The organism is Streptosporangium nondiastaticum (genome assembly GCF_003011965.1).
Classification (GTDB): Bacteria; Actinomycetota; Actinomycetes; order Streptomycetales; family Streptomycetaceae; genus Streptomyces; species Streptomyces nondiastaticus.
The window spans coordinates 198,497-214,118 of sequence record NZ_PXWG01000002.1; the positions used below are offsets into that span (position 1 = coordinate 198,497).

Consider the following 15,622-nt stretch of genomic DNA (forward strand, 5'->3'; position numbering starts at 1 on the left):
GTACCTCAAGCCATCGCGTCTCCTGAGAGACCGTGTACGTCTCTCCGCGCGGGGTGATGCGTGCTGAATGCCCTAGTTCAACGCTCCGTAGTCAGCACCAAGTCAGCACGGGAGTCAGCACCCGAGTACCAGACCACCCCAATCGCGACATTACTCCGCGCCGAATTTCTAAGTCGAGTTGAGTGATACGAAGGGCCCACAGCGCCCCCTCATGGGCGCTGCCCTCACACCTCGCCCCTAAAGTGTGGCCCCCCGCCACATAGGCCCCTGATCTGCCGCTTCCTACCGTGTGGCGACGCAATGACGCGCCCATCGCCCACCCGGAAGTGATGACCATGGCTACCCCTCCCCCACCGACCCCAACTCCCAACTCGCTCCCCCGCATCGTCGTCGCGAGCCTCATCGGGACCACTATCGAGTGGTACGACAACTCATCCGGACAAGGCTAGGGCCTGCTGTTTTCCTTGAATTGGGCTCCAAAGTCAGCACCAAACCAGCACTGGGTTCCAGTCGACCGTCAGCGCGCGTCACACGATCAACGACATGCGCTCCGGCGGTAGTCAAGGGTAGTGACGGAACGTAATCTCTAGGAGATTACGCACCCTTCTCTGCCACGTCTAGGTTGGCGGCATTCGTCACCTGCGCAACCCAAGTCCTTGAAGACCGTGGCCGTCGAGGTGGTGAGGTTCTCGGGCGCGAACGCCGGTTCCTCTTCGGTTGCTCCGGAGAGGTCGAAGCACACGCCGCTCTCCGAGGAAAAGAGCCCGACCGGCACGCCCGGACCAACTCGCATGGGGACTCTGTCTTCGCCCGAAGGCGGCGTGCTTCTCTGTTCGCGGGCAGGCACGGAGAATCCCGGCCTGGCACTGGTGGGAGGGCGCAGGCCGCCACGTCTTTGCTGTCGGAGGCGGTGCCGAACGCCGCCGACGGCCGGGCCGGGAAGCGGGCCGAGATCGAGGAGCTCCACCAGCTGGTGATCCGCCTGGCTCTCGCCGGCGCTGTCGTCACCAGGGAGTACATGAGGATGTTGGTCCGTCCGACGTTGGAGAACAGGTAGTCCCCTGCGATCCGGTTCACACCGTCCTCGACGCGGAACGTTCCGTGCAGCTTCAGGTGGTCGCGGATCTTGGTGGTGATGGTGGCCGGCATGGGGACGGAGCGTCCTTCGTCCTGGTCGCGCCACTTGAGGTGGCGGATACAGTGGGCTCGCCCCTTGCCCTTGGTCACCGCCCTCTGCCGCTTCGTGGTGGGACTCCACGATGTGGAGGGCCGGTCGGCCAGTGCCGCGGCGGCCACCTGCCGCTCGGGCCGGCGGACTGCTGCTGACGGTCAGGACGCGGATCGTGCGGACTGCCGCGGTGCCAATGCCGGCGATTTGGCACGCACAAGGCCGCAAACGGCATCACCACCCGCCCCCTTCGGTCCTCTTCCTGTCATTCCGGCTGATGGGCAGCATCGCCAGAGATCGGGGGACAAGGGTGGGGGCAGGACGCAGACGGACCCGGATACCGGGGACAGGCCGTAGGTTCCAGCGGTTCAGGATCGAGGCCAGTACGAGGACGGTCTCGGTGAGGCTGAAGGCTTCTCCGATGCATTTGCGAGCGCCGCCGCCGAAGGGCACGTATCCCGTGTTGGGCCGGAGATTCGTCCCCTGCCCAAGCCATCGGCCGGGGTCGAACCGGTGCGGTTCGGCGAAGATGTCGCTGTTGCGGTGCAGCACGTACGGGCTGATGACGATGATGCTGCCCGCGGAGATGGCACAGCCGCCCAGTTCGGTGTCCGCGGTCACTACGCGGGTCATGATCCACACTGGCGGATACAGGCGCAGGGTTTCGGTGACGATGCGCTGGATGATTGGCAGCCTCGGTAGGTCCTCCCAGCTCGCGGTGTGGCCGGAGAGTACGGCTTGGGCTTCGGCCGCCGCTTGGTGTTCGATCTCGGGGTGCCGGCCGAGGAGGTGTATCGTCCAGCTCAGTGCTGCGGCAACGGTCTCGGACCCGGCGACGAAGAAGGTGATGACCTGGTCATGGACCTCGGCGTCTGACAAGCCCCGCCCGTCGTCGTCACGGGAAGCCAGCAGCATGGACAGCAGATCGCCATGGTCGACGCCGCCATGACGGTAGTCCGTGATCATCTGGTCGATGAACGTGTGCACCCGGGCGAGTGCCTCCGTGTAGCGACGATTCGCTGGAACGGGCAACACCCTGAACGTTCGGGGAAGAACGATGCGCCAGATGAGGCTGCCGACGGCGACGGCCATATCGTTGCTGATCCGCCTCACTTGGTCCGGCGACTGCGTGGAGCCGAACAGCGCCCTGGTGACCACGCGCAGTGTCAGCCTCTGCAACTGCTCGAACAGCTCGACGCGCTCGCCCTCGCGCCAGGATCGCGTCATGCTGTCGACCTCGTCGGCCATCACCGCCGTATAGCCCGGGAACCGGCGGCGATGGAAAGCGGGCTGGGTCAAGCGGCGCTGGCGGCGGTGAGCGGTGTGCGCACAGGTGCCCAGGCCGTCGCCGACGAGTTCCCGGACCGCGTCGATCACAGGACCACCTTTGTCGAAGGTCTGATCGTCCACGAGGACCTGATGGCACAGCGCGGGATGACACACCACGTACCCCGGCACCGGGCCGAGCCTGATCTCTACCAGGCCCCCGTGCGCGGGCAAGGACTCCAGAAAACCCAGTGGATCGCGGATCAGTTTGACCGAGTGCCCCAGGAGGGGAAGCGCTCCGGGTGCTGTCCGCAGAGCACGGGATTCGGACATGGTGGTCGCCTTCCGATACATGAAGATCGGCCGGTGTTTCCTTCTCAGATACCGAACCGACGTTCTCGAGCGGCGAAGTCTGCCAGTGCCTGGTCAAAGTCGCCTCGGGTGAAGTCGGGCCAGAGTTTGGGGCAGAAGTAATATTCTGCGTACGCGGTCTGCCACGGCATGAAGCCGGACATCCGCTGTTCGCCCGAGGTGCGGATGACCAGATCAGGGTCGGGCTGGCCGCCGGTGTACAAATGCCGGGCTACGACTTCCTCAGAAGCTTCCAGGTTCTGCCGCGATATCCCTCCGGTGGAGAATTTTTGGCCTTTACTCGCCGCCTCTGCCACGAGGTGCCGGATTGCCTGGATGATGTCCTCCCGGCCGTCGTAGGCCAAGGCCACGTTCGCGTGCAGGCCGCGCTCCGCCGCGGTGAACGCCGCGATGCCGGCGAGGGCCTGCTGCACGTGATCTGGTAGTCCGTCGAGCGCACCGATCGGCAGGATGCGGTAGGGGCGTCGTTCGGCCACATCACGCAGGGTCGCTGTGATGACGCCGAGCAGCGACGCGACCTCGTCCGGCTCCCGGCAGAGGTTCGCCAAGGACAACGCCCACACGGTCGCGTAGGCAACCCCGGTCTCGGCACACCAGTCAAAGAGCTCTCCGACCCTGCGGGCACCCTCCCGGTAGCCCGCCTCGGAAGGAAGACCACGGGCGACCGCCCAGCGCCTGTTCCCGTCGAGGATCACTGCCACATGGCGCGGGATCGTGCCGGTCCGCTTGCACGGCAGCGCATCGTGCCGGTCACCGCGTGCGGAAGAAGTAGGTTCAGCCATTGCACCTCGACCTCACGGTCCCACGCCCTTCAGGAACGCCTACTGAGCCCTGCGCGCGGCCTTGAACAAGGCCACGCTGACAGCTGCCAGCCACGCAAATTGCGGAGCCATGACCAGGAGGGTGTGACCGATGCTGCCGTACGACCAGGGGCCCCGGTAGGCGAAGCAGAAACCAAGGCTGCCCACGCTGATGACGGCGATCGCGATGCCGCACCATTCGGCGAGTGCGCGGGGAAGGATCGGTGTGGCCCGGTTGGCGGCGGCGACGCCGGCGAAGGCCAGCACCCACAGGACGCTTCCCATGCCGAACATCATGCCGAGGTTCTCCCAGCCGAATGCGATCACCCTGAAGTCGGCCGGGTCGCTGCCGAACGACGGATTGCCACGGGCGTACAGCACGACGCCGTTGAACAAGGCACCGGCAACTCCGCCGGCAATCGCGTAGGCCGTCGTACCCAGCAGAATGGCCAGGGCACTCGCCGTCGGCCCTCCCGAGCGGTGGATGTAGAACATGGCGAGCGCGATGGCCCACACCATGAGCGCGACCATGATGACCATCCAGCAGATGGTCTGGATCTCACCGACATGGTTGTGGAGGACATACTCCAGATACGCCTGCCCGTCCTGGCCGGACTCCGGCCAGGGGACGGCTCCGATGGAAATGAACAGCACGGACAGCGGCAGCGGCACGAGGCCTGCCACAGCGGCCCAGCGCAGGTAGACGCGCGCGGTCTGCGGGCGGCGCGTGTTCGTTGTCACGACTCCCCCTGTTGAGATGCCTTGGGATCCAGGGTCACTTCCAGGGAGCGTTTGCCGTCGTACACGTATCCCGCCCCCTGATACCTCGGAGTCCGGAGCGACCATTCCATGTTTCCGGGCAGCAGGTAGCCCAGCGCTTCGAGGTGAGCGCGGACGTCCGCCCGGTCTCCCAGCGGTCCTGCCAGGACTTCCGCCTGCTTGAGGATGAAGCGGCGTTCGACGTCCTGGATGAGATCGCACAATCGGTCGATGGAACCCTGCAGGCTCAGATTCTCACCGGCCATGAACGACGAGACGATGTTCGAGTGATCTCCGGTGGAGTACTCTTTCCTGAACGAGAAGAGGTCATTGACCATCACAACGCCTTCGGCGGCGATACGCCGGGCCTCCCGGAGTTCGCTGCTTGCCGAAAGTTCATAGGTGAGGTCGAAGCCTTGGCCGTATTCGACCGTATCCAGGACCCAGGTTGCTCCGGCGAGGATATGCATGTCCAGGTATTCCTGCCAGCCGGGCATCTCGCGTCGCGCGCGGAACCCCACTTCCTTGACGGTTCCTTCGAGGTACCCCTGGGTGGTGTCGAGATAGCGGTCCCTCAGCTGCGGTGACATGCCCTGCGCCATCCTGCGCATCACGTCGACAGCCGGCCGCAGGAACGCAGGGCATTCCATCACATCCGGGCCGCGGAGCGCCGCCATCAGTTTGTCCGCCATCGCGCGCATCCTGCTCGGTGAGGCGCCTGCCTTACTGCCGTGCGAAAAGACGTCGTCGTAAGCAAGCCAAGCGCTGGTCCACTCCGCGATGATCGCGATCCGGTCGTCTTTCGCCGTCGGATAGCACCATGCGACAAACCCGGCATGCTCTTCGCTGACGAAGTCTTCGAACTCGTCAACGTCGTGGTACAGAGGTGCCAGGTGAGCTCGAATGTACTGTTGGTTGTCGCGTTCGATCTCTTCAGCCAGATGATGACCCTTGGCGGGCGTGATGAGCGGAACCTCCGGAATGCGAAAGGTGACCCGCCCGTCAACCGGTAACTGTGCCATGGGCTCCATCGTGCCTCCAGAGAGTCGTGGCAACGAAACTGCCGATTTTCCTGCCGGAGCCCGTTCAGGGAAGACGGGTGCCTATCGGGGGGGAGAAGGTGATGGATCCCCAGCCGCGTTGACGGTCTCGATGTCGCTTCAGCCGCGGGTCGCAAACCACTTGAGGGGGCTTTCGGCACTTCCCGGGCCATGCCACCGGTCATGGCCCCGTGGCCGATGGCCGCCGCCACCGCACGCTCCTGCTCACCGTTGAGCGGGCGGACTGGCGAAGCAGAAGCCGCGGTGCAACGTGATCGTCGGCTCCACCATCCCCTGGGCTCGGTCCCGGGTGCCCGCCCGTCGCAGCCACCGTCTCGATCAGAAACCCGCGGATCGCCCGTCGGCGCTACGAGCTGCTTTTGGGACAACCCCCTTGCCGCCACTGGGCTGGAAACCTCTCCAAGCAGCGGCGGAAAATCATCGGGACGAAATGCGACGGAAGCACTCACGAGTTGCCACCTTGCTCAACCAGAACAAGCACACCAACGGCGATCAGGCCAGCGGAACGACCTCGGATGCCACATCAAGGAACTCGACAAGCGAGCCTTTCCGGACGGATGCCCAGTCCAATACAGGCAGATTTCCCGGAGGTGCTCACCTTGGGAAGGCGACTACCTGCAATTTCAACCAGTTCGGCGACCATGATAAGGGCGTGAAACCCTCTTGCTGAAGCATCCGCCGCGCTCCCCGCGCATCCCAGTACCTCCGGCGCACGGCCCGCCCAAATAGTCCAGAGCGGCCACAACCAGGCACCGCATAATAAGCGCCCTCCCCTCCTGCCCCACAACGACAAAAGATCCCACCCCGTAGAGTCCACGACAGCCACGCCCGGCACAAACGCTGCCAACTCCACCTGCCATACCGCTCAGCGAGTCAGAACCAGGCCACACGCCTCCGCTGGGAGCGCGGCTTCTCCGCCAACCCTGGGTGGCCGGTTCCCCTCTCTCCGAAGAGCTCCGTTGCCTTAAGGTCCGCGTGCCTCACCCAGCAAGCGGGGCGGAACTTGCGAGAGGAGAGCCGCCGGCTCTTGCCGACCCGGTCATGCACGGCCCCAGGCGCCGTTGGGGCTCAGAAGGGCGAGCAAGGCCATACCCACGAGCCCCCGTCCCATTGCCACTCCGGCCAACGAGGGCAGAGCCCAGATCACGGACCATGTTGTCGAGCAGGGGCTGCGGGACGGACGTGTTCAGCGATGCGCCGCTATGCGTCCGCGCCACCGGAGAAAACCCGATGTCCGCCCGCGGTCGTCCGGCGGGCCGGGACAGCGGCGTTCATCCCACGGCCCCCACAACGAGATCGTCTCACGCCTCATCCGCGTCCAGCCGGTGCCGGAACGGCCCCTCGGCCGCGGCACTCCGGAGGGGCGGGGTGTAGAACTGGGAGGCCCATCGGCGATAGGGCATGATGGGGCCGTCTCCCTGGGCCGGCCGAGCCCGCTCCAGGTACGTCTTGGTCTCGAAGATGGGCTGGTCCTGGCGTATCTCACGTTCGAACCAGCGGAACACCTGTGGCAGGAGCACTCGGCTGGTGGACTCGACGACGCTTTGCAGCGCGGCCCGTACACGCGGCGACGAAACGACCTTCAAGCCCGGCTTCTGGTAGTAGGCGGCCATGCGCATCTCGGTTTCTCCCGGGTTGCGGGGGGTGAAGCCGGCCACGACCAGCATCCGGACACCGACCCGGGGGATCTCCACCGCGAAGTGCACACATCCGAGACCATAGACCCGGAACCTGAGGTCCACTGTCAGCACGCCCAAGAGAGGGAATGCGCGCTCAGCGATGAAGTGGGCCCGGAACGTGTCGCCGTCGAAGACGGGTGGGACATCGCCGATCCGGACCCCGGAATAGCCGTGCAGCGGACCGAAGTGTCCCAGATCGACGATGTTCTCCAGCATCTCCTGTGGGTAGGTCCGCAGGAGATGGAAGCTGCTGCAGGGGTACGTGGAGTGCTCCTCGCCCGGCCCTTCGGGAAAGTTCCAGGACGGCGGGGCCCCCTCGGCGTGGCGCCACACCCAGATCATCCCGCTCGCCTCGTGAATGTGCCGCTGCACCAGGCGCGCCCTGGCCGGCGGAGCGGTCCCATAGCCGGTGCGGACGCATGCCCCGCTGGGGTCGAAGGCGAACCCATGGAACGGACAGACCAGGTCCTCATTCTCGACCCTCCCTCCGACTCCCAGGTGGGCACCAAGATGGGGGCAGTAGGGCTCGATGCCTCGAAGCCGGCCACCGCGTGTCCGGTAGAGCACCACGTCCTCTCCGGCCAGTCGCCTGCGCAACACCTGGCCGGGCTTGAGTTCGGAGCTGAACGCGACACCGAACCAGCCGTCAGGGAACGGAAGAAGGATCGGGCGGTGCGGGTCGTAGGGAGAAGTGCGCATCTGTCGCCCTCATTTGCGATAGGCCCCTGGACGTCTCATGAAGAGGTTGTTCGGAAGCCATCCGTTCACGCTTCAAGGTCGGTTGAAGTTGAGGACCGTACGGCGGTGAGCACTGACAACGGATGCAGTGACGCTGTCGGCGTCCGAGCCCGTGTCGCTGAGAAACGATGTACGGAATCGCGTTGCCCGAGGCTGGTCCTGTGCTCGGACCACAGTCCTCAAGTGTCCGGACGAGGGATCAAAGGGAGGTGTGTGGGATTCAGCCCGGCTGCGTGATGCCAGTAGGTCCGCAGCTAACAGGTAGCTAGTCACACTGTCAACCAGTCAGAATGCTTACGACCAGGGCGCATTACTGGTCCGAGGAAGCATCGGTGTACGACCCGGGTTCGCGGATACCCCCGTTGTGCACCACTCGGCACACTCTTCCTCCGCCACGTCGCCTGCCTCTACACACTGCCTGAGCATGGCCGAGCGTGATCGGGCGGGCTCAGAGCCGTGATTGCCGGGGCGCCGCCGGGCAGGTCCGACGTGGAGCCGTTCACGCCAGGTACTCCTTGGGGCGGCAGGGCGGTTGGTGGCGGCGGAGACGTAGGCGGCGGCCAGGAACGCGCCGTGCGGCAGGTGCTCGGCCGGGCCCGAGGGGTTGGTGGCGGTGCCGTTGAGGACGCGGCACAAGCGGCCGATCAGCGCGGCGGGCGGGCAGGGCCAGGCCGGCTCGTACAGCAGCGACTCGACGAACTGTCCGGCCAGGTCGAGGAGGCGCGCGCACGACGCCGCGGTCGAGGGTGAGCGTGCCGTGGGGGCCGGTGGTGGCCTGGTGCTCGGTCTTCGGCCCGGCCGAGCGGGAGACGGGCAGCGCCCCGGACGGCCCGCGATCGTGGGCGAGGTGCACGAGGGCGGTGTCCTCGGCGTCGTACTCAGCCTCCGGTGATGCGACGGCCGAGATGTCGGTGAGGACGCGGCAGGGTGAACATGGCCGCGTAGACGGGGTGGCAGCGGCGCTGGACGGTGACCATCAGCTCGACCCCCGCCTCGGCACACACGGCGTCCACTTCCCGGCCGGCGCGGTGCGGCACCGCGACAACGACGACGCCCGGCCGTACCCCGGTTGCGCTTGGAGTAGAGGGCGGTTCTCATCACCTCGGCCTCCGCCGCCAGGTCTTGAGGTCGCAGCGTCCGCCGGGCGGCAGCTCGCCGCGCAGCAACCGGTCCATGGCAGCCCGGATGGCTTCCTCGTTTCGGGTGCGGTCTTCGCCGCGCCGCTTCGTCAGCTGCTGCAACAGCCGGCCCTCACCGGTCAGCTGCAGCGTCGGCCTGAGCCCGGGCGACAAGCTCCTCGATGAACCGCTCGTCCATCCCCGCCGACAGTGCCGTCTCCGTAGCCACCGTTCCCGTTGCCGCCTCGGCCATGTTCTCGCTGGTCGTACAGGTGATCCCCCATGATCGGAGTTACACCGTTCTATTGGCTCTTCCAAGATTTTCGTAGCCGGTGATCGTGGTAGCCGGGCCTCGTGACGTACTGCTGCGGGTGCAGGGGGTCTGATGGGGAATTTACAGTCGCAGGTCGTGGGTGGGGTAGCGCCGGCGGTGATGCGCCGGCGCTTTCGGCGGCATGGACCGGCAGGTCACCAGGCGACGAGGATCAGCCCGTCCCCGCCCTTGGCACCCGCTGATCCGGTGTATCCCCGTGAGCCGTTCTCGTGTGAGGTTTCGCCGGTGTCTCCGTTGCCACCCGAGCTTGCGCCCAGCGGACTCAAAAAATCAGCTGACCCGCCACGACCGCCCGCTCCGCCCGTTGCCACTGACGCAGGTAGGGTGAAGGTGGTGCCGTCGGGGAGTTTGACGCGGGTGGTTGCCGAGCGGTGTCCGGCGCCGCCGGGATGCAGGACCGTGGTGAGTGCGAAGCCGGGGCTGTGGGCCGCCCGGTCCAGCGTTCCCGCGTAGTTGCCACCCAGCAGTGGGGAGAGGGCGCCCATGGCCAGGGGGATGGTGAAAGGACTGAGCAGAGTGGAGGCGAGCACGAGCCCCACCATGACGGGCTGGTCGGCATCTCCCTTGCCGGTCCAGACCGTGGCACCGGCTGCCACGGGCATCGCGACGATCATGATCACGGCGGTGACGATGCCGCTGCCACCATCGGTGTTGGGCGAGCCGCGCGGTGCGAGTGCGACGGCGGGGACGACCAGGAGCGGGGCGATCAGGTGCAGGGCGAGGCCGGCGAGGAGGGCCAGGGGCCGCCGCAGCAGGCAGCCCAGGTCGCGTATCGGTACTTGAAGTGTCGGCGCAGCCACCCTGTCGGGCGGGCCACCGGGGAGGGGGTGGGTGATTGATGCGGCATGGCTCATGGCGATCAGGTTCGGGTGCCGCCGCTGCGAGGGGCACTTCGTGGACGTGGTCAGGATGCGTTCAGGTTGGCGGTGGCAGAGTCGGGCGTCATGACCCCTGAGATCTCCGAAACGGCCGCGGTGGCGGATACACGCGATGCTGATGGCACGGGTGCGGGCCGTCGTCCGCGGTGGAACAAGGTCCCCGAAATCACTCTGTACTTCTGGGTGATCAAGGTGTTGTGCACGACGGTCGGTGAGACCGCTGCCGATCTGCTCAACGGCCGGGTCGGTCTGGGGCTGACCGGTGTGTCGTTGCTGATGAGCGCGCTGTTGGTGGTGGCGCTGGTGGCCCAGTTCCGGGCCCGCGCCTACCGTCCCGATGTGTACTGGCACGTCGTGGCCCTGGTCAGCGTTGTCGGCACGCTGATCACCGACAACCTGACCGACAACCTGGGGGTGCCGCTCCAGGTCAGCACCGGCGCGTTCGCCGTCGTGCTCGTCGGGGTGTTCGCCCTCTGGTACCGCAGTGAGCGGACGTTGTCCATCCATCATGTCGACAGCGTCCGGCGGGAGGGCTTCTACTGGCTGGCGGTGCTGTGCACCTTCGCTCTCGGCACCGCGGCCGGTGACCTGGTCGCCGAGCGCATGGATCTCGGGTACTGGCTCTCCGCCGTACTGTTCGCCGCGGTGATCGCCGCCGTCGCGTTGGCGCACTTCGCGCTGGGCCTGAATGCGGTGTGGAGCTTCTGGATCGCCTACGTCCTGACCCGCCCGCTCGGCGCCTCGGTCGGCGACTACCTGTCCCAGCCGGCCGCGGACGGCGGTCTGGGGCTGGGTACGGTCGTCACCAGCGGGCTGTTCCTGGCCGTCATCGTCGGCCTGGTGGTGTTCTTGACGGTGACGCGCCGGGACGTGACCGACCGGGAGCGGCTCACGCCGAGGGCAGGCTGACCAGGAAGGCGGCGCCCGGCTCGTGCCGGGCGTCGTGGCACACGTCGCCGCCGACCGAGCGGGCCAGGCGCCGCGCGAGCGGCAGCCCGAGGCCCGCTCCCCTGTGCCCGTCACCGGGATCGGCACGGCGGCCCGGCTGGAAGATCTGATCGCCGAAGGAGTCCGGGACGCCGGGGCCGTCGTCGGCGATCTCGACGCGCACGCTGCCGTCAGGGAGCTGCCCGGCACGGAGAAGGACGTGGGAGCGGGCGTAGCGCAAGGCGTTGTCGAGGAGTGGGCTGATGATCCGTTCCAGCAGGGCGGCGTCAACGCCCGCCGTCAGCGTTTGCGGGCAGCTGACCGTTACCGTGACCGTGCTGTCGGCGGGGGCTGCGGCGGTGAGGTGGCGCAGGGTGGGCAGGACGGCGGTGGTGCCGGGGATGGCCCGGGCACTGTCGCGTGCGTCGTCGAGGAGGGTGTCGCAGATGGTCCGCATGCACTGGGCGGCGTCGGCGAGTCCGGCGTGCGTGGCCCGGGTTTCCTCGGCCGAGCGCGGCCTGGCCTGCCACCAGTCCAGTTCGGCGGTGATACGGGCGAGAGGGTTGCGCAGCTCGTGCGACAGCTCCGCGGTCAGCTGCTGTTCGTGCCGCAGCACCGCGCGGATGCGGTCCAGCAGGGCGTCCAGGGAGGCTCCCAGCCGCGCCAGCTCGTCGGGTCGTCGGGTATAGCCGAAGCGTTCGTCGGAGGCGACGGCGCTCCACCGGGTGGCCTGGTCGGTCATGATCCGCACCGGGTGCAGTGCCCGCCCGACCGCGAGACGGGTGAGAACGTAGGTGCAGGCGAGGACAGCAGTGCCCAGGGCGAGGGAAGCGAGGAGCATCGTGTCCGCCGATGCCCGGTAGGGGGAGAGATCCAGGGCCGTGACGACGACGGCACGGGGCGCGGCGTGAGGGTCGAGGTCTTTGACGGGCCGGGAACACAGGCGGAGGGAGCCGTTGCCTTCGACGGTGGCGCACCGCCGGTCGCTGTGCGCGGCAAGCCGGGCGGCGGCTTTGGCGAGGGCACCGTCGGGCGGGGTGGAGGCGGGGTGTTCGAGTAGGTGGGGGCCGGCGTAGATCCATACGTTGGTGTCGAGCAGTGCGTCGTCGGCCGTCTCGCGTACGCGTACGGGGTCGTGGTCGGTGTCCACGGTGGTGGCCACGGCCTCTGCACGGGTGCGCAGTTCGTCGTCGGCCTGTCGCTGCAGGTGGGTACGGGCGACGACGTTGAAGAGCACGGTGAGGACCACCATCACCAAGGTCGCCGTCGCCAGGGCCACCAGTGACAGACGGCCGCGCAGGGTGCGGGGCCACAGGGCCCGCGGGAATGCCGTCATGCCAGCCGGTGCCCGATTCCCCTCGAGGTGTGAATCGTCAGGTCGCTGCCCGCCTGTCGTAGTTTGCGCCGCAGCCGGCTCAGGTACTGGTCGAGGGTGTTGTCGCTGACGTGGGCGCCTTCCGGCCAGCCCGCCCGGACCAGCTCACGCCTGCCCACGATGATCCCGTGGGCAGCCATGAGCGTGGCCAGCAGACGGAACTCGGTCGGCGTGAGGGCGACGTCGCGGCCGGCCACTCCGGCCGTGAAGCGGGCCGGGTCCAGGGCCAGGTCTCCCGCTCGTGCCGGTGCCGCCCGCCCTGCTCGCTTGAGTGCCGCCCGCAGACGGGCCGCCAGTTCCGCGAGGTGGAACGGCTTGGGCAGGTAGTCGTCGCCGCCGGCGGAGAAGCCGCCTAGACGGTCGGTGAGCCGGTGGTGGGCCGTCAGGAAGAGGACGGGTGCCTGGAAGCCGTTCGCCCTCATCGCCTGGCACACATCCCGCCCGTCGGCGTCAGGCAGCCCGACGTCCAGGACCACCGCGTCGACGGCATCACGGGCCAGGCGCAGGGCGGCGGCACCGTCCTGCGCGGCCAGGGTCGTAAATCCCTCGTCGCGCAGGCCGCGCACCAGCACGTCCCGCAGGCCGTGGTCGTCCTCCACGACCAGGATGGTGTGCCGCACCTGTCTCCTTCACGCACTCGTGCGGGGCTGCGCATCGTGCCCCGGTTCCGGACTGTCCTTGTGCACAGGGGTGCTGACCAGAGGGAGCCACCGGGTGGCCGCCACGGCGCACGCCGCGTACCAGGCGAGGGCGAAGAGCCAGCCGCCGACGACGTCGCTGAACCAGTGGACCCCGAGGTAGACGCGCGTCAGTCCGACCGCGACGCCCCAGCAGCCGATCACCGTCGCGATGAGGAAGCGGCCAGGGGGCGAACGCAGCAGGACGGCCGTGATCAGCAGCGCGGCCGTGAGGGCCGCCGTAGTGGCGTGGCCGGAGGGGAACGACCAGCCCGACGCGTGCGTCGCCCACTCCCCGGCCGGCGGGCGCGGCCGGCCGATCAGGTACAGCACCGCCCGCCGCAGGAGCTGCCCCGCGCCCAGGCACAGCAGGCTCGCGGCGGCCGCGTACACCTTCTGGCGCCTCGTGCACCCCGCGATGACACCCGCCAGGGCCGCCAGGACGTAGGGGACCGCACCTGTCCCGGTATCGGTCAGCGTCCGTATCGCGCTCACAGCCGTGGCCGGACGGTGTCCGACGGCCCAGGAGAGCAGGGCGCTGTCCCCGGGCAGAGGGGCACCGCTTTGTACGGTGACGATCGCGGCCAGGACCGCGAAGCAGGCCAGGGCCGCAAGGCCTGCCGCTGTGCGGCGCCCGGTCACGCGTCCGTGCCGCTTCGCCGCCCGGCCGCGGCGCGGCGCGAGCGCAGGATCTCGACCAGGAGCGGCGACAACGACACGGCGACGATCAGCGCGACGAGGGGAAGGAGGTACTGATCGACGTTGGGGATGGACGAGCCCAGCGCGTAGCCACCCAGGGTCAGGCCCACTGTCCACAGCACGCCGCCGATCACCTGCCAGAGCGTGAACGAACGCGCCGGGACCCCCAGGGCCCCGGCCATGGGGTTGAGGACGGTGCGCACGATGGGCACGAACCGGGCCAGCACGATCGCCTTGGCGAATCCGTACCGGCCCAGCAGCTCCTCCGCTCGCTGCGCTCCCTCGTGGAGCCGGGCGGAGCGACTGCGGGCGAGCAGGGCGCCACCGGCTTTCCTGCCGATCAGGTAGCCGCACTGCGAGCCTGCCAGTGTCCCGGCGACGGCCATGATCAGCAGGGGTGCCAGCGACAGGTGCACGCCGGTGGCCGACGAGCCGGTGCACAGCAGGCCTGCGGTGAAGAGCAGGGAGTCACCGGGCAGGAAGAAGCCGACCAGCAGGCCCGTCTCGGCGAACAGCACCACGCCGACTCCGAGCACTCCGAAGGCTCCGAGAAGCGACTGGGCGTCCAGGACGTTGACGGCGAGCGGAGACGCCGTCGCGAACAGGGGTGCGGACATCGTCGCGTGCCCTTTCATAATGAGGGAGCGGGCGGCCTGCGCGGCACCCCGACTGACTACAAGCATATAGACGGTCTACTGGTGTGTAGACGACGGCGGAGTGAAGGACGTTCCCATGACGAACGCGAAGGACGAACGGCGGCCGGCGGGCGAGCTCGAGGCCGGCGTCCTGGCCGTCCTGTGGGCCGCCGGCACCCCCCTGACCCCGGCCGAGGTCCAGGCGGCCCTCCCCCACGACCCGGCTCGCACGACCGTGACCACGACCTTGACGCGCCTATACGAAAAGGGCATAGCGGGACGCAGGCGACAGGGTCGCGGCTACGCCTACTTCCCCGTCCAGGACGCTCCCGGCCTCACGGCCCTGCGCATGCACAGCGAACTCGAACGGGACGCCGACCGCGAAACCGTCCTGGCCCGCTTCGTGGCCCGGCTCAGCCCCGACGACGAGCAGCTCCTGAGGGACCTCCTGGAACCGGAAGACCGATGACCGCCCTCCTCCTGCTCCCCCTCCTGCTGCCCTTCATCGCGCCGGCACTGGCGGAGCGCACCGCGCGGCGGCTCGCCCCCGCCCCCGCGGTGTGGGTGCTGACCCTCGCCGCGCTCGCGCTGGCCGGCGGCTCGGTGATCGCCCTGGGCGCCCTGGTCGTCACGGGCCTGCTGAAACTGCCCGTCTTCGCATCGCTCGGGGAGCTCGTGCACCCCCTGCGCACCCCTTGGGACGCCGTCGCCGTGCCGTCGGCCGCCGCCGCGGTCGGCCTGATCGCCATCGGAGTCTGGGTGCTGACCCGCTCCGCCCTCCGCCAGGCCAGGACGCTGCGGGCCGCCCACGCACAGGTCCGCCGCCGACCGGTGGCGGGGGACCTGTGCGTCGTCGACTCGCCGCACCCGGACGCCTACGCCCTGCCCGGCAGGCCCGGCCGCATCGTGATCACCACCGCGATGATCCGCAGCCTCGACGCGGCCGAGCGCGAGGTCCTCTTCGCTCACGAGCGCGCCCACAACGCCTACCGCCATCACCTCTTCCTCGCTGCCGCCGAGCTGGCCGCGCACTGCCACCCGGCCCTGCGCGCCGTCCGTGACGCGACCCGGTACGCCGCCGAGCGCGCCGCCGACGAAGCCGCTGCCGCCGCCGTCGGCGACCGGCGCCTGGCCGC

Annotated in this window: 14 protein-coding genes; 3 read left to right on the forward strand and 11 right to left on the reverse strand. The window is 68.3% G+C overall.

Annotation, left to right across the window (positions count from 1 at the left end):
* Positions 1-1,402 precede the first annotated feature (1,402 nt).
* The 7 genes from B7P34_RS02505 to B7P34_RS38200 all read right to left on the reverse strand — a co-directional run bounded on the left by B7P34_RS02505 (position 1,403) and on the right by B7P34_RS38200 (position 10,149).
* Positions 1,403-2,767: a cytochrome P450 gene (locus B7P34_RS02505; protein ID WP_189382388.1), complete on the reverse strand. Its 1,365-nt coding sequence runs from the start codon at positions 2,765-2,767 to the stop codon at positions 1,403-1,405.
* 44 nt (positions 2,768-2,811) lie between these two features.
* The gene (uppS, locus tag B7P34_RS02510; protein ID WP_106674085.1) at positions 2,812-3,588 is read right to left on the reverse strand and encodes a polyprenyl diphosphate synthase; all 777 of its coding nucleotides are present in this window, start codon (positions 3,586-3,588) and stop codon (positions 2,812-2,814) included.
* Between the two features lie 39 nt (positions 3,589-3,627).
* Positions 3,628-4,347, reverse strand: a complete 720-nt coding sequence (locus tag B7P34_RS02515; protein ID WP_106674086.1) for a hypothetical protein — start codon at positions 4,345-4,347, stop codon at positions 3,628-3,630.
* A complete protein-coding gene (locus tag B7P34_RS02520; RefSeq protein ID WP_146166714.1) occupies positions 4,344-5,387 on the reverse strand; it encodes a terpene synthase family protein in 1,044 nt (347 codons plus the stop codon). The genes B7P34_RS02515 and B7P34_RS02520 overlap by 4 nt, the downstream gene beginning before the upstream one ends.
* A 1,340-nt stretch (positions 5,388-6,727) precedes the next feature.
* Positions 6,728-7,804 carry an aromatic ring-hydroxylating oxygenase subunit alpha gene (locus B7P34_RS02525; protein ID WP_106674088.1) on the reverse strand — a complete coding sequence of 359 codons (1,077 nt, stop codon included), beginning with the start codon at positions 7,802-7,804 and terminating at the stop codon, positions 6,728-6,730.
* Positions 7,805-8,721: 917 nt separating this feature from the next.
* Complete coding sequence (locus tag B7P34_RS37185; RefSeq protein WP_189382390.1) at positions 8,722-8,880, reverse strand: hypothetical protein; 159 nt, start codon at positions 8,878-8,880, stop codon at positions 8,722-8,724.
* A gap of 549 nt (positions 8,881-9,429) precedes the next feature.
* Positions 9,430-10,149: a hypothetical protein gene (locus B7P34_RS38200; RefSeq protein WP_223267413.1), complete on the reverse strand. Its 720-nt coding sequence runs from the start codon at positions 10,147-10,149 to the stop codon at positions 9,430-9,432.
* Between the two features lie 90 nt (positions 10,150-10,239).
* Between B7P34_RS38200 and B7P34_RS02535 the strand changes: the two genes are divergently transcribed.
* Positions 10,240-11,082 carry a COG4705 family protein gene (locus B7P34_RS02535; protein ID WP_106674089.1) on the forward strand — a complete coding sequence of 281 codons (843 nt, stop codon included), beginning with the start codon at positions 10,240-10,242 and terminating at the stop codon, positions 11,080-11,082.
* Here B7P34_RS02535 and B7P34_RS02540 read toward each other — a convergent pair.
* Genes B7P34_RS02540 through B7P34_RS02555 form a run of 4 tightly spaced genes read right to left on the reverse strand, consistent with a single transcriptional unit; the run spans position 11,063 to position 14,468 of the window.
* A complete protein-coding gene (locus tag B7P34_RS02540) occupies positions 11,063-12,436 on the reverse strand; it encodes a sensor histidine kinase (RefSeq protein ID WP_106674090.1) in 1,374 nt (457 codons plus the stop codon). The genes B7P34_RS02535 and B7P34_RS02540 overlap by 20 nt on opposite strands.
* A complete protein-coding gene (locus B7P34_RS02545; protein ID WP_106674091.1) occupies positions 12,433-13,095 on the reverse strand; it encodes a response regulator transcription factor in 663 nt (220 codons plus the stop codon). The genes B7P34_RS02540 and B7P34_RS02545 overlap by 4 nt, the downstream gene beginning before the upstream one ends.
* A gap of 9 nt (positions 13,096-13,104) precedes the next feature.
* A complete protein-coding gene (locus tag B7P34_RS02550; protein ID WP_106674092.1) occupies positions 13,105-13,794 on the reverse strand; it encodes a phosphatase PAP2 family protein in 690 nt (229 codons plus the stop codon).
* The gene (locus tag B7P34_RS02555) at positions 13,791-14,468 is read right to left on the reverse strand and encodes a DedA family protein (RefSeq protein WP_189382392.1); all 678 of its coding nucleotides are present in this window, start codon (positions 14,466-14,468) and stop codon (positions 13,791-13,793) included. Before B7P34_RS02555 ends, B7P34_RS02550 begins: the two co-directional genes overlap by 4 nt.
* A 115-nt stretch (positions 14,469-14,583) precedes the next feature.
* On the opposite strand from B7P34_RS02555, the gene B7P34_RS02560 reads away from it, so the two are divergent.
* Both B7P34_RS02560 and B7P34_RS02565 read left to right on the forward strand, forming a co-directional pair.
* Positions 14,584-14,955: a BlaI/MecI/CopY family transcriptional regulator gene (locus B7P34_RS02560; RefSeq protein WP_106674094.1), complete on the forward strand. Its 372-nt coding sequence runs from the start codon at positions 14,584-14,586 to the stop codon at positions 14,953-14,955.
* Positions 14,952-15,622 (forward strand): M48 family metalloprotease (locus tag B7P34_RS02565; RefSeq protein WP_106674095.1); only part of this gene is annotated, 671 nt, incomplete at its 3' end. The genes B7P34_RS02560 and B7P34_RS02565, both read left to right, overlap by 4 nt.